The organism is Streptomyces sp. NPDC042364, from assembly GCF_056437585.1.
This window is the reverse complement of record NZ_JBWKAJ010000002.1, coordinates 476,962-491,619: the sequence shown is the minus strand read 5'-3', so window position 1 is coordinate 491,619 and position 14,658 is coordinate 476,962. Positions and strand designations below refer to the sequence as shown.

The window sequence follows — 14,658 nt, the reverse complement described above, 5'->3', positions numbered from 1 at the left end:
ACTCTGAACAGTACTCGTCATCCTCAATCATTTCCATGCTCAGTTCTGCTCGGGTATTGACCAATCTCTCGGATCGGCGCACGATTCCCGGCATTGAATTTGAAGAGTTCTGACGAGAGGTGCACGCGTGGACGACGACCGGCCCGATGTGCTGCTGACCGGGCTGCTCTTCTACGACCTCGTGCTCACGGGGCTCGGAAGCCCGCCGGCCCCCGGCGAGGAGATCTGGACCGGCGGCATGGGCTGCGGTCCCGGCGGTATCGCCAACCTGGCGGTGGCCGCCGCCCGCTTCGGCCTGCGGACGTCCCTCGCCACGGTCTTCGGCGACGACTACTACGGCGCGTACTGCCGTGAGGTCCTCGCCGGACAGGAACACGTGGACCTCTCCCTCTCACGCACCGCGGACGGCTGGCACACCCCCGTCACCGTCTCGCTGGCCCAGGGCCACGACCGGGCCCTCGTCACCCACGGCCAGGAGCCGCCGTACTCGCAGGACGCGCTGATGGGCGACCCGCCCGAGTCGCGCACCGCGCTCGTGCACATCGAGGCCGAGCCCCGCGAGTGGCTCGCCACGGCGGCCGCGAACGGCACGCACATCTACGCGGACGTCGGCTGGGACCCCACCCGGCAGTGGTCGCGTGAACTGCTCGGCCAACTCGCCCTGTGCCACGCCTTCCTCCCCAACGAGACCGAGGCGATGGCCTACACCCGTACCGACAGCGCGGTGGCCGCGCTCGGCACGCTCTTCGAGCTGGTGCCGGTCGCGGTCGTCACCCGCGGCGGGGCAGGCGCGGTCGGCGTCGACCAGACGACCGGCGAGTACGCCGAGGTCCCGGCCCTCGACGTCGACGTCCTCGACACGACCGGCGCCGGGGACGTGTTCGGCGCGAGCTTCGTCGCGGCCTCCCTCGGCGGCTGGCCGCTGGCGGAGCGGCTGCGGTTCGCCGTTCTCGCCGCGGGCCTGTCGGTACGGCACCACGGCGGGGCGCTCGCCGCCCCGGGCTGGTACGGCGTCGAGCGCTGGTGGCGCTCGCTGACCGACCCCGGCCTGAAGAGGGCCTACGGCTTCCTCGCGGACCGCATCCCCGCGGACACCGGCCCGCCGGTGCGCCACGCTCCGGTCACCCCGCCCGCACCGCTGCCCCGAGCCCCCCGGAAACACCGCCCCTCAGCACCACGAACAGGAACAACAGGAGTGTCCCGTGGACCTTTCTCGTAGAGGCTTCCTCCAGGCCGCCGTCCTCACCGCGGCAGCCTCCGGCCTGACCGTCGCCTGTGGCGGCGGCGCGGAGTCCGGCGGTACCAAGAACGGCAAGAACCTGACCATGTGGTACTGGGGCGGCGCCCTCAGCGACAAGGTGGTCGCCGAGGCCAAGACGCACTTCAAGGGCCAGGTCAAGCTGACCAGCGCCTCCATCGGCGGCGACTTCAAGCAGAAGCTGACCACCACCCTCGCGGCGGGCGGCTCCTCCGTGCCGGACATCACCGGCATCAAGGGCGAGGACATCGCGTCCTTCCTGCCCAACGCCGACCGCTTCCTCGACCTGAACGAGCTGGGCTTCAAGCAGCTCTCGTCGCAGTACCTGGAGTGGAAGACCAAGCTCGCCCGGACCGAGGACGGCAAGCAGATCGGCTTCCCGATCGACATAGGCCCCACCGCCCTCTTCTACCGCGCGGACCAGTTCGACAAGGCCGGACTGCCCAGCGAGCCGGACAAGGTCGCCGCCGAGGCCAAGACCTGGGAGGACTACTTCGCGCTCGGCACCGAGCTGAAGAAGGCGCTGCCCGGCACCTTCCTGATCAACAACATGGGCTCGGTGTTCAGCATCGCCGTCGGCCAGGGCACCAAGCGGTTCATCGACCAGGACAACCACTTCATCGGCGACCAGGACCACATCCGCGCCGCCTGGGACACGGCGGTGCGCGCCTACCGGCTCGGCCTCGACGCCAAGATCAACGACCAGAGCTGGAACTCCGCCGTCGGCAAGACCCTGACCACCGAAGTGGGCGCCGCCTGGCACGCGTTGGACATCGAGTCGGCGGCACCCGGCACCAAGGGCAAGTGGCGGGTCTGCGCGACTCCGGGCGGGCCGGCCAACCAGGGCGGCTCCTACCTGACTCTGCCCAAGCAGTGCCGGAACCCCGAAGAGGCGTTCAAGATCATCAGCTGGATCCTCAGCCCGGAGAACAACGCCAAGAGCTTCGCCGACGCCACCATCTTCCCCGCCTCCCCGGCCACCTACGCGATGGACGCCATGACCGGCCCCGACGCCTTCTTCGGCGGACAGAAGATCATCGAGGTGTTCGGTCCGGCCGCCGAGGCCATCCCCGTCAGCTACGAGGCGCCCGCCGACTCCGCGGTCATGGCGCCCTTCATGGCCGAGCTGACCAGCGTCGAGGCCAAGGGCAAGAAGCCCGACGACGCCTGGAAGGACGCGCTCTCCCAGGCCAGGCAGATCGCCCGGCGACAGGGGGTGAGCTGAGGTGTCGTCACCTCCGGTCACCGGCCCCGCCGCGGTGCGCGAGCACCGCGGCGGGCCGGGCCCGGCCCGCTTCCGCCCGCGGCGCACCCCGCCCGCGGGCGTCGCGCGGCCCGCACGCCGCGGGGTGCTGTCGTTCTGGCGGCAGTACCTGGCCATCTCACCCTTCTATCTGGTCTTCACGGTCTTCTCCTTCGGCCCCGTCTTCTACTCGCTCTATCTGGCGTTCCAGCGCTACGACGGCCTGGGCACCAAGCAGTTCGTGGGACTCCAGCAGTTCGAGTTCCTGTGGAACGACCCGGTCTTCTGGCTGTCGGTCCGCAACACGCTGGTGATCTGGGTGCTGTCGACCGTCCCCACGCTCTTCGGCGCCCTCGTCCTCGCGACGCTGCTGCACTCGGTGCGGCGCTTCAAGGGCTTCTACCGCATCGCCCTGTACGTACCGAACGTCACGTCGATCGTCGCCGTGGCGATCTTCTTCGCTGCGGTGTTCAGCAATGACTTCGGTCTGGTCAACGCGATCCTCGGCATGGCCGGCATCGATCCCGTGCCGTGGCTGAGCGATCCCTGGCTGATCAAGGTGGTCATCGCGCTGCTGATGACCTGGATGTGGACCGGCTACAACATGATCATCTACCTGGCCGGGCTCCAGGCCATCCCGCAGTCGGTCTACGAGGCCGCCAGGATGGACGGCGCCGGTCCCGTCCGCACGTTCTTCCAGATCACCATTCCGATCATGCGGCCGATCATCCTGTTCACCGTCGTCATCTCGACCATCAACGGTCTGCAGAGCTTCAGCGAACCCCAGGTGCTCTTCGCCAGCAACGCCGCCAACCAGAACCTCGGCGGCCCGGGCCAGGCCGGCCTGACCACGCTGCTGTACTTCTACCAGTCGGCCTTCCTCGACAACGACTACGGCTACGGCGCGGCCATCGTGTGGGCCTTCTTCGTACTGGTCATCGTGCTCGTCGCCGTCAACTGGCGCATTGTGCAACGAGGGAGGAAGCCATGACGACAGCCGTCACGCCGCGGCCGGCCACCGGCGCGAAGCGGCCGCGTCGCCCCAAGGGCCTGTCCGCCCACGTGTTCCTGGTCCTGGCCGTCGCGATCTCCGTCTTCCCGTTCCTGTGGACGATCGTGATGGCGACCAACACCACCCGTGACATCTACCAGAGCCCCCCGAAGATGACCTTCGGCTCCCATCTGCTGGAGAACATCCGGGGCGTGCTCGACACCGTCGACTTCTTCGGGTCGATGCTCAACACGATCGTCGTCGCCTGTGTCACCACCGTCCTGGTGCTGTTCGTCGACTCCCTGGCGGCCTTCGCCTTCGCCAAGTTCGACTTCCCCGGGCGCAGGATCCTCTTCGCCACGCTGCTGGTGTTCATGATGCTGCCGCTCCAGCTGGCGGTCCTGCCGCAGTTCATCCTGATGTCGGAGGTCGGCTGGGTCGGCATGCTCAAGGCACTGGTGTGGCCCGCCCTGTCCAACGCCTTCGGCATCTTCTGGCTGCGCCAGTACATCGAGAACGGCGTGCCCGACGAACTGCTCGACGCGGCGCGCATCGACGGCGCCGGGTTCTTCCGCCAGTACTGGAACGTCGCACTGCCGATGATCAGACCCGCGATGTCGTTCCTCGCCATCTACGCCTTCGTCGGCGCCTGGAACGACTACGTCTGGCCGCTGATCGTGCTCACCAACCCCGACCACGTCACGCTCCAGGTGGAACTCGCCCAGCTCAACGTCGGCCACAACACCGACTACAGCATGGTCATGGCCGGTGTGCTCATGGCCTCCCTCCCGCTGGTCGTCGTGTTCTCCGTCTTCGCCCGCGGATTCATCGCGGGCGCCACCGAGGGTGCGGTACAAGGCACCTGAAGCGTTGACGAGAGAGAGGTGCACCGTGGTGGATGTCGTCGGAGCGGGACGGCCGGAGCGGGGCAAGGTGCTCCTGGTGGGCATGGACGGACTGCGCTTCGACCGGCTGATGCGGTCGCCGTCCACCGCGCCCGTGCTGCACGGCCTGATGGCCGCGGGCGCCTACGGCAGCAGTCTGCTGCCCTACGGCGAGACGGACGGCCAGGCCGGGCACGGGCCGTCCACCAGCATGGCCTACACCGACTCGGGACCCGGCTGGTCGAGCATCCTGACCGGCGTGTGGCCCGACCGGCACGGGGTGACCGGCAACGACTTCGCCGGCGCCGACTACGCCCGCTACCCCGACTTCCTCAGCCGCGCCGCCGCCGTGCGGCCGGGACTGCGCACGGCGGCGGCCGTGTCGTGGCCGACCCTGGTCCGCCGCGGCACCCTCGGCCGCGGCATCGGCCGGCGGGTGCGCTTCAACGGGGAACGCCGCGGCTACCGAACCGCGGACCGTCTCGTCACCCGCAGGGCCGTGCGCTGGCTCACCAGGAAGGACCCGGACGCCCTGTTCGTGTATCTGGGCGCCACCGACGAGGCCGGCCACGGCACCGGCCCGCTCGGCCCCGCCTACGACCAGGCCCTCCTCGACCAGGACGCCCACCTCGGGCGGCTGCTGGACGCGATCGCCGCCCGGCGCTCCGACCCCGCCCGCGCGGACGAGCGGTGGACGGTGCTGGTCACCACGGACCACGGGCACCGCGACGGCGGCGGCCACGGCGGCGACACCCATGCCGAGCGCGAGGTGTTCGTCGTCCTCGCCGAGCCCGGCATGCCCGGCGGCGCCCTCCTCGACGAACCCCGGCTCGTCGACATCGCCCCCACCGCCCTGGACCGGCTCGGCATCCCCGTCGACCCGGACTGGAACCTGGCGGGCCGTGTCCTGCCCCGGCCGACCGGCCGCCCCATATCACCCCCGAACCCGGAGCGGTCATGACCGACGTACTCCTCGTCCCCGCCCTCCCCCCGGCCGGCCCGGCCGCCCGCGATCTCGGTACGGAGGACGCCCGCCGATGGTCGTCCCGTCGAACCCCGCGCCCCGCGCCGCCGATCCCCCGATCGCCCTGCGCCCATGGGAGTCACCGCGCCGGGGCGCGGTCGCTCGACGGGCGCCGGCGGTTCCAGCTGCTGCCGACCCCCGGGGCCGAGCCGGGACCGGCCTGGTCCCGGGCCGAACTGCCGGGTCCCTGGGCGCTGCACGCGGGCGATGCGGCGGGCCGGCTGCGGCGGCACGATCCGACCCGGCCGGTGCAGACGAGGGCGCCGCGAAGCTCGACCGGGCGGCCACGGACGACGTCTCATACATCGCCTGCCCGATGTGCGCGCCGATCGAGGACTGCGTGGCGCTCGCGCTCTCAGACGAGCAGACCCGGCCGCTGATCCCGTGCGAGTACTCGCACGCCATGGGCAACGGCAACGGCACCCTCTCCGACACGTGGGCGGCCATCGAGGCGACCCCGGGTCTTCAGGGCGGATTCATCCGGGAGTCCCGGGACCACGGCATCCTCCAGCGTGTGAACGACGGACGACCGGCCGGACGTGGGGGCGCCGGGCTGTATGACAACGGTGTCGCCGCCCCCGGGCAGCGCTGGGCGTACGGCGGTGACTTCGGCGAGGCGATCCACGACGGCGCGTTCATCGCCGACGGGGTGGTCTTCCCCGACCTCATCCCCAAGCCGGTGAGCGACGCGGCGCACCGGGGGCTCGGCACGGCGTCGTGCGGGCCCGACGCCTCGCCCTCGTATCTCGTCCCGCCGGGTGTCCACCACTGGTCGCGGACGCTGCGCGTGCTCTGAACACCACCCCCTCCCCTCTCTTCGCGCAGCCCTTTCCACGGACCTTCCCACGGAGCACAGGTGTGTACTTCGCATGATCACGAGCAGGGCGAGGCGGCCCCGCAGGCCGGCGCCGGCAGACGGAACTTCCTGCGGGCGACCGCGCTGATGGGTGCGGCGGCAGCGGTGCTCCCGGCGGCCGGAACCGCCTCGGCCGCCGCCGAGTCGCCCGCGTCGGCGGCGGGTTGGCGGCCCGATCCCGGCAGCCGCCGGTTCACACTGGCGGTGATGCCGGACACGCAGTACCTCTTCGACGGGCCGAGCATCGACCGTGCGCCCGTCGAGGCGTCCCTGCGGTATCTGCTGGAGCACGGGCGGGACGAGAACATCGTCTTCCTCTCCCATCTGGGCGACCTCACCCAGAACGGCACGCGGCAGGAGTGCGCGGCGATCGGCGAGGCGTTCCGGCTGCTCGACCGGAAGGGCGTCGGCTACAGCGTCCTCGCGGGCAACCACGACGTCCGCTCGTCCACCGACGACCAGCGGGGCCCCACCCCCTACCTGGACGTGTTCGGCCCCGACCGGTTCGAGGGCTCCCGGACGTTCGGCGGCGCCTCCCCGGACGGCTACAACTCCTTCCACCTCTTCGAGGCCGGCGGGCGGCAGTGGATGGTGCTCGCCCTGGACTGGAGGCTGTCGGCGCAGGGCTACGCGTGGGCCGAGGAGGTCCTGGCGACGCACCCGAGGACGCCGGTCGTGGTCACCACGCACGAGCTGGTCGACGAGGACGACTCCCTCTCCCCGTACGGGCAGCGGCTGTGGGACCGGCTGATCGCGGACCACGACCAGATCTTCCTCACCCTCAACGGGCACTACTGGCCCGCGGCCCGCGCCGTCCGGAGGAACGGGGCGGGCAACGACGTCCATCTGCACCTCACGAACTACCAGAACCGGTACTTCGGCGGCGCCGCGATGATCCGCCTCTACCGCTTCGACCTCGACCGGAACGCCATCGACGTGGAGACGGTCTCCCCGTGGATCCTGGGCCGGGCGGCCGACGGACTCAACGAGCTGGAGCGGCAGGAGGCGGAACTCTCCGGCGACGCCGACCGGTTCACCGTCGACATCGACTTCGAGAAGCGGTTCGCGGGCTTCGCGCCGGTGCCGGCGCGTCCCGCACGGCCCGCGTCGAGGATGCTGGTGCGCGGCACCCTCGCGTACTGGCGGTTCGACGGCCAGAAGGACGGGGCACGGGTCGACGGCCTCGTGCGCGACCGCTCCGGACACGGCAACGACCTCACCCCGGTCACGGTCGGCGGAGGCGCCCTCACCTACTGCGCCGACCACCACCCGGACCAGCCGGGCCACGGCAGCCTGGAGTTCCACGGCCGGAAGCCGCCCCTGAAGGGCGCGTATCTGCGGACGGTCGACGGGGCGCCCCTCAACTCGGCGACGTTCGAGGACGGTTACACCATCGAGGCGTTCTACCGGCTGCCCGCCGACTGGGACCCGGCGCACCACGCGTGGGCCGGCATCCTCGGCCGTACCGGCACGGGCGGCGCCGCGGGCAGGACCGAGGACGACCCGGACGAGCCGCTCGCCACGCTGTCGCTGTCGAACGACCGCGAGCCGCAGTGGGCGGTGCGCCCGCTCAACCAGCAGGGCATCGCGACCAACTGGGGCCAGGAGACCCCCTTGGAGACGTGGTGGCACCTGGCGGTCGTCAACGACGGCCGGCACACCACCCTGTACGTCCAGGGCTGCCCGGTCGTACGCAATCCCAGGGCCGCGGCCGTCGGCCTCACCTCAGTCGGACTGCCGTGGCTCCTCGGCGGCTACGCGTACGCGGGGAAGATCGACCAGATCCTGCACGGACGGCTCGGTGACGTCCGCGTCGTCGGACGGGCGCTGCCCGTCACCTCGTTCATGAACCACTGACCCCCACCCGGAAGGGTTCGTACGACCATGCCAGAGCAGCGACTGCCCGTCTGGGCCGATCCGTCCGTCTCCCCCGCCGACCTCGACGCCCAGGGCCTGTCGCGGCGTGGCCTCCTGCGCGCCTCGGGCCTCTTCGGCGCGGCCTTCGCCCTGAGCTCCCCGGCCATGCCCGCGGCCGCCGCCTCCGGGCGCGACGGGGGCGACGACCCCCGCCTCGCCTATCTCGTCGGCGACCACCACGTCCACTCCGTGTACAGCCACGACGCGAAGTACACGTTCTCCCAGCTGGCCGCGGCGGGCGCGACGTACGGCCTCGACTGGATGGTGTTCACCGAGCACGCCAACCTCGGGCACGCCGACTTCGGGGCCGCGCTGGAGCACGAGGAGATCCTCCGGGCACGTGCCGAGAACCCGCGTCAGCTGATCTTCCAGGGCCTGGAGTGGTACATCCCGGCCGCCGAGCACTGCACGGTCTTCACCTCCCCCGGCCCGAACGAGGCCGACGTCCTCGCCCGGTTCGAGAGGGCCTACGACGGAAAGCTGCTCGGGTACACCGACGGCTCGGTGGGCGGTCCGGACACGGCCCGCAACGAGGCGCACGCCGTCAAGGCCGTCAAGTGGCTCGCGGAGCAGCGCCGTTCGGGCTACGTCGACGACGTGCTGGTCCTCGCCAACCACCCGCTGCGGCTCGGCATCGACTCCCCGCACGAGCTGCGCGCCTGGCGGGACGCGGCCCCCGAGATCATGATCGGCATGGAGGGCGCGCCCGGCGCCCAGGGCGCCGCCATCCCCGGCCGGCGGGGCGCGACCTCGATCCGGGGCGAGTACGAGAACAAGCCGTCCGCCCAGTCCTGGCCCGGCTACCCGGCGGAGGCGTACCTCACCTACGGCGGTTTCGACTGGTCGACGGCGACCGTGGGCGGCCTGTGGGACTCCCTGCTGGCGGAGGGCAGGCTGTTCTCCATCACCACGAACTCGGACGCCCACCGGATCGTGTTCGACACCTGGAAGAACGGCGACTGGCCGGCCGGGCAGAACTTCGACACCACCGGCAGGCTGCCCGACCCGGTGAACACCGACACCCCGCAGCCCGGCAGCGACTTCTGGCCCGGCCAGTTCAGCCGCACCCACGTCGGCGTCACCCGGTACGGCTACCGTGCCGTGATGGCGGGCCTGCGGGCGGGCCGGGTCTGGCTCGACCACGGCCATCTGCTGGACGGCCTGGAGGTCCGCGTGAAGCGGGACCGGGCCCCCGGCCGGGGCGTCACCCTCGGCGGACGGGTCCACGCCCGCAGGGGCGAGAAGCTCACCCTGACGGTGACCGTGACCACGGCGTCCCGCCCCAACCCGCAGGGCATCCTGCCGGCACCGGCCCATGTGGACGTCATCCGGGGCGCGGTGAAGGGCCCGGTGACCGACCGGGACTCCTGGCGGGCCCCGGACACCAGGGTGGTCCACACCGAGGACGTGAGCGGCCGCAGTGGCACGTACACCCTGCGCGTCCCGATCACGGTCGGCGACGAGCCCTTCTACCTCCGTCTGCGCGGCAGCGACGGCCACCGCAACGGAGCCGGTTACCTGGGTGCCGCCATCGACCCGCACGGCCCGGTCCCCCATGAGCCGGGCAACGGCGATCCGTGGAAGGACACCTGGTTCTACACGAACCCGGTGTTCGTGGACGTGCGGTGAGTGCCGCGTCCGGTTGAGGGGCGCGGGGGCCGTACGACCGCCGGTCCTCCGGTCGTACGGCCCCCCCGCCCCTCGGTGCGCCGGACCTACCGGGAGGGTGACGGACTCGGTTTGAACGCCCGGTCGCAGTGGGGCCAGTCGCCGAAGTCCCGGTGCCGGCTCCACAGCCGCTTGGCCGCGCGGATGTTCCACTCGGGGTCGAGTGCCTTGCGCGGGGTGCCCTTCAACTCCCTCAGCCGGGCGTCGGAAATCTGGAACAGCCCCCAGTTCCTGGTGCCGTTGGTGTTGGGGAGGATGTGCAGCGGGTCGAGGAAGGACTGGCAGTCGGCGATCGCGACCGCGCGGTCCGGTGCCTCGGTGAACACCTCGCGGATGCGCCGCCGCACCTCGTCCGGCGTCCAGGTGTCCATGCGCGCCCCGGACTCGTACAGCGCCCGCTTGGTCCTGTCGCCGACCACGCCGTTGGGCGGTTCGATCCCCGCGATCACCTGGAAGGCGGTCACACGGCGCAGCGTCTGCGGTCCGAAGTCGCCGTCCACGCCGATGACCGCGCCCTTGGCTTCGAGGAGGCGCTGCACCTCGCGGACGCACGCGTCGTGCTGGCCCATGGCCACCACCTCCCGGCAGGCGGGGGTGAAGAGGGTGCGGCCGTCCGTCTTCTGCCGTGCCGAGGTGCTCTTGTCGGGGCCGCCGCCGTCTCCGTCCGCCGGGCCGAGCGACGGCAGGGTCCAGGCCATCCCGCCGAGGAGCAGCACCGCCAGGCCGACGGTCATGCCGGCGCGGGTCCGCCGGCGCCGGGACCGTAGGGCCCCGGCGCGGTGCCCTGCCTCCGACGCGTCTGCACCCGGGGCGGGCCGGACTGCCTCCGGCTGGACTGCCTCCGGCTCACGCCCGGACCCCGCTCGGGCGCTACCGGGCTCCGGCTCACTCCCCGGCTCCGACCCGGCGGCATCCGGCTCGGCCTCCGGCTGGACTCCATCCGGCTCAGGCCCCGCTTCGGCGGCTCCCCGTTCCGGCCGCGCCGCTTCCGGCTCCGGGCGAGCGGCGAGCGGTTCCGGCCGCCCCGATCCCGGCTCCGGCCGAGCGGTCTCCGGTTCGGGCCGCGCGGCCCTCGCTTCTGTCGGAGAGGTCCGTGGTCCGGTGGGAGGGGTATCCGGCCCCGTCGTCGCCGTGGGATCGGGCTCCCGGGCGGCGTCCGCCAGGGCCCACAGGCGGTGCAGCGTCCGCAGCTCCTCCGGGGTGGCTCCGCAGGCCACGGCCAGGCGGTGGACGGTGCCGTAGTCCTGCGGTACCGAACTGCCCAGGCAGTAGCGGTGCACGCTGGACCCACTGGTTCCGGCCTTCGTGGCGAGGGCCGCGTAACTGAGTCCCGACCGCTCCTTGAGCGAGCGCAGAAAGGCGGCGAACCGCTCGGACTCCGTGCACTCGGACACGGGCGTCCCCCCTTTTCCCCTTGCTGCCGCGCGTGACGGCGGCGCCGCACGTGGGTCGGACGGCGGCGCGATGTGTCCATGGATGAGAGGCGCCCCCTGGATCCCCCGATGCCACGCGCCCGAGCACACTGTGCCAGAAACAGACCGCCGGAACCCGGCGAACTCCAGCCACTTCCGGGCGGACGACCGGCATCCGTTCGCGTCGCGTCCCAGCGCCGTCCCAGCGGCCGGCAGACGTCGCAGGCCGGTCGCGGGACGGCCGTCCCAGCGTCCCACCAGCGCGGAACCCCTTGTACCGGCGTCACGGCGAGTGCCAGCCTCGGGTCGTCCCGGAACGCACCGCCCCCGCCTCAGGGAGATGTCAGTGGCCCGTTTCCCGCCCCGGATTTCGCGCAGCCGGAACCGCGCCGGCTGATCCTATGCCCGTAGGGCGGAGCACCCATGGGGGAGTGCTCCGCCCTGCGGCGTTCTCGGGGCGCCCCGGTCCGGGACGGCCCTCTCAGGCGTAGAACCGGGACAGGCTCTGCAGCACCGCGGCCGGCTTGGGGGCGCCCTCGATCTCGATCGTGCCGTCGACGGTGATCTGCACGCCGCCCGGGACGTCCTCCACCGAGGTCAGCGTGCCCACCAGGCGGATCTTGGAGCCGACCTTCACCGGGGAGGGGAAACGCACCTTGTTCAGGCCGTAGTTGACCTTCGTCGACACTCCCTCGACGTCCAGCAGCTCGGTGAACAGCGGGATGAACAGCGACAGGGTCAGGTAGCCGTGGGCGATGGGGGCGCCGAAGGGGCCCTCGGCCGCCTTCTCCGGGTCGACGTGGATCCACTGGTGGTCCCCGGTCGCGTCGGCGAAGGTGTTGATGCGCTCCTGGGTGACCTCGATCCACTCACTGGCTCCGAGGTCGCTGCCGGCGAGCTTCTTGAGCTCGTCGATGCCGTTCACGGTGATGCTCATGTTCCCTGCTTTCCAAAAGAATTGATGATGAGTCAGCTGTTGCCGTAGCGCTTGCGCACCCGGGCCTTAAGCAACTTGCCGGAGGCCGTGCGGGGCAACTCCTCGGCGATCACGACCGACTTGGGGATCTTGTACTTGGCGAGCCGCCCGGCCAGCGAGGCCAGCACCTCGTCGGCGTCCAGGGCGGAACCCTCCCGCGGGACCACCACCGCGCGCGGCACCTCGCCCCACTTGTCGTCGGGTACGCCGATGACCGCGCACTCGACGATGTCGGGGTGGGCGAGGAGCTGGTCCTCGATCTCGGCGGGGTAGATGTTCTCGCCCCCGGAGATGATCATGTCCTTGATGCGGTCGACGATGAAGACGTACCCGTCCTCGTCGACGCGTGCGGCGTCCCCGCTGCGGAACCAGCCGTCGGCGAAGACCGCGGCGGTCTCCTCCGGCAGTCCCCAGTACCCGGGCATGACGTGCGGGCCGCGGACGACGACCTCGCCGGGTTCGTCCACGTCGACCGGTGTCATGTCCGGCCGTACCACCCGCACATCGCTGAAGAAGTGCGGGACGCCCGCGGAACCGGCCTTGCTCACGGCGTGCTCCGCGTCGAGGAAGAGGGTGCCGGGGGCGGCCTCCGTCATGCCGTAGCCCTGGAGGAAGGTGAGACCGCGCTCCTGGAACTTCGCGATGAGCGGGGTCGGCACCGGGGACCCGCCGCAGGACAGCATCCGGAGCGACGACAGGTCCGCGTCGGCCCAGCGCGGATGCCGGGCCACCTGGTCGAACATGGTGGGGACACCGAACATGAACGTGATCCGGTGCCGTTCGATCAGGTCGAAGGTGGCCTCCGGCACGAACGACTCGACCAGGACGCAGGTGCCGCCCTTGAGCAGCACGGGCAGGGTGAGCATGTTCAGCCCTGCGGTGTGGAACAGCGGAGCGGAGACCAGGGCGCGTTCGTCGGCGATGACGTCCTGGTCGACGAGGACGTTGACGGCGTTCCAGATGATGTTGCCGTGTGTGAGCATCGCACCCTTGGGACGGCCGGTCGTCCCCGAGGTGTACATGATGATGCAGGTGTCGTCGGCCGTGACCGGCTGGTCGATGGGGTCGGCGTCGGCCCGGGCCAGCAGCGCCTCGTACTCCGGGCCGGTCTCGACGTACGTGCGGACGTCGGTGTCGCCCGGCAGCCCCGCGACGAGTCCGGTGAAGCCGGGCGCGTAGACGAGGGCCTTGGCGCCGGAGTCCGCGAGCTGGTAGGCGATCTCGGGTCCGGCGAGGCGGGTGTTGAGCGGGACGAACACCGCGCCGAGCGTGCCGGCCGCGAACAGCGTCTCCAGGTACGAGGGGTGGTTGGGCCCCAGGTAGGCGATGCGGTCGCCGCGGCGTACGCCACAGGCGCGCAGGGCGTGGGCGAGACGCGTGGTGCGCTCGTACAGCTTCGCGTAGGTGATGCTCGTGTCGCCGTGGATCAGCGCGGTGCGCTGCGGGGTCTTGCGGGCCCGCCGGGCGGGCCACGATCCCAGTCCCTCATTGCGCATGTCTGTGCCCCTGTCCGTCCTTGCACATGGGGGTGTCCCTCACGGTGTGGTCATGGCTTCGTCAGCCCGAGCAGCCGGGCGGCGTTCTCCTTGAGGATCCTCGGCTTGACCTCGTCCTTGATCGTCAGCTTGTCGAAGTCGGCGAGCCAGCGGTCGGGGGTGAGGACGGGGTAGTCGGAGCCGAAGAGGACCTTGTCCTTGAGCAGGGTGTTCGCGTACTGCACCAGCTGGGGCGGGAAGTACTTCGGGGACCAGCCGGACAGGTCGATGTGCACGCCCGGCTTGTGCGTGGCCACCGCCAGCGCCTCGTCCTGCCAGGGGAAGGACGGGTGCGCCAGGATGATCTTCAGATGGGGGAAGTCGGCGGCGACGTCGTCCACGTGCAGCGGGTTGGAGTACTTCAGCCGGATGCCGCCGCCCCCGGGGACGCCCGCGCCGATGCCCGTCTGCCCGGTGTGGAAGAGGGCTATGGTGCCGGTCTCCTCGATGACCTCGTAGAGGTCGTACGCCACCGAGCGGTCGTTGGGGAAGAAGCCCTGGATGCTGGGGTGGAACTTGAAGCCCTTCACCCCGTACTCCTCGACGAGGCGGCGGGCCTGCTTGACGCCGGCCTTGCCGCGGAAGGGGTCGATGGAGGCGAAGGGGATCAGCACGTCCGCGTTGGCGGCGGCCGCCTCGGCGACCTCCTCGTTGGGGACGGGCTCGGTGCCGGTCGCGGACTCGGCGTCCACCGTGAAGATCACGGCGGCCATCTTCCGCTCGCGGTAGTAGGCGGCCGTCTCCTCCAGGGTGGGCTTCCGCTTGCCCTCGACCTTGAAGTAGGCGGAGGAGGCGTCGTGGAGGTCGTCGTCCAGCGACGACGTGCCCTTCTTCGACGACACCTCGGCGTGGGTGTGGACGTCGATCGCGACCAGCTCGTCCACGTTCATGGCG

At 71.1% G+C, this 14,658-nt stretch carries 11 protein-coding genes and 2 pseudogenes; 8 read left to right on the top strand and 5 right to left on the bottom strand.

The features are described from left to right. Positions 1-127 precede the first annotated feature (127 nt). The 8 genes and pseudogenes from AC067N_RS05490 (at position 128) to AC067N_RS05455 (ending at position 9,802) form a co-directional block, all read left to right on the top strand. Positions 128-1,219, top strand: coding sequence for a carbohydrate kinase family protein (locus AC067N_RS05490; RefSeq protein ID WP_478677559.1), 1,092 nt, complete (start codon positions 128-130; stop codon positions 1,217-1,219). Next, a complete protein-coding gene (locus tag AC067N_RS05485) occupies positions 1,203-2,483 on the top strand; it encodes an ABC transporter substrate-binding protein (RefSeq protein WP_478677558.1) in 1,281 nt (426 codons plus the stop codon). Before AC067N_RS05490 ends, AC067N_RS05485 begins: the two co-directional genes overlap by 17 nt. Positions 2,484-2,607: 124 nt before the next feature. Next, complete coding sequence (locus AC067N_RS05480) at positions 2,608-3,492, top strand: carbohydrate ABC transporter permease (RefSeq protein ID WP_478677764.1); 885 nt, start codon at positions 2,608-2,610, stop codon at positions 3,490-3,492. Continuing rightward, positions 3,489-4,358, top strand: a complete 870-nt coding sequence (locus AC067N_RS05475) for a carbohydrate ABC transporter permease (protein WP_478677557.1) — start codon at positions 3,489-3,491, stop codon at positions 4,356-4,358. Before AC067N_RS05480 ends, AC067N_RS05475 begins: the two co-directional genes overlap by 4 nt. Before the next feature lie 25 nt (positions 4,359-4,383). Beyond that, positions 4,384-5,337: an alkaline phosphatase family protein gene (locus AC067N_RS05470; protein WP_478677556.1), complete on the top strand. Its 954-nt coding sequence runs from the start codon at positions 4,384-4,386 to the stop codon at positions 5,335-5,337. 272 nt (positions 5,338-5,609) lie between these two features. Beyond that, a pseudogene (locus AC067N_RS05465) lies at positions 5,610-6,082 on the top strand (glycoside hydrolase family 2 TIM barrel-domain containing protein); the annotation flags it as partial. Positions 6,083-6,256: 174 nt separating this feature from the next. Further along, complete coding sequence (locus AC067N_RS05460; RefSeq protein WP_478677555.1) at positions 6,257-8,113, top strand: LamG-like jellyroll fold domain-containing protein; 1,857 nt, start codon at positions 6,257-6,259, stop codon at positions 8,111-8,113. A 27-nt stretch (positions 8,114-8,140) separates the two neighbouring features. Beyond that, entirely contained in the window at positions 8,141-9,802 is a 1,662-nt protein-coding gene (locus tag AC067N_RS05455) for a PHP domain-containing protein (RefSeq protein ID WP_478677554.1), read from the top strand. Positions 9,803-9,888: 86 nt separating this feature from the next. On the opposite strand, the gene AC067N_RS05450 is transcribed toward AC067N_RS05455, so the two are convergent. The 5 genes and pseudogenes from AC067N_RS05450 to AC067N_RS05430 form a co-directional block, all read right to left on the bottom strand. After that, the gene (locus AC067N_RS05450) at positions 9,889-10,575 is read right to left on the bottom strand and encodes a peptidoglycan-binding protein (protein WP_478677763.1); all 687 of its coding nucleotides are present in this window, start codon (positions 10,573-10,575) and stop codon (positions 9,889-9,891) included. 456 nt (positions 10,576-11,031) lie between these two features. After that, positions 11,032-11,235, bottom strand: a pseudogene (locus AC067N_RS05445) (helix-turn-helix domain-containing protein); the annotation flags it as partial. A gap of 499 nt (positions 11,236-11,734) precedes the next feature. After that, positions 11,735-12,190, bottom strand: a complete 456-nt coding sequence (locus AC067N_RS05440; RefSeq protein ID WP_468079102.1) for a MaoC family dehydratase — start codon at positions 12,188-12,190, stop codon at positions 11,735-11,737. A 32-nt stretch (positions 12,191-12,222) separates the two neighbouring features. Then, complete coding sequence (locus tag AC067N_RS05435) at positions 12,223-13,725, bottom strand: acyl-CoA synthetase (protein WP_478677553.1); 1,503 nt, start codon at positions 13,723-13,725, stop codon at positions 12,223-12,225. 50 nt (positions 13,726-13,775) lie between these two features. Beyond that, positions 13,776-14,654: an amidohydrolase family protein gene (locus AC067N_RS05430; RefSeq protein WP_478677762.1), complete on the bottom strand. Its 879-nt coding sequence runs from the start codon at positions 14,652-14,654 to the stop codon at positions 13,776-13,778. Positions 14,655-14,658 lie beyond the last annotated feature (4 nt).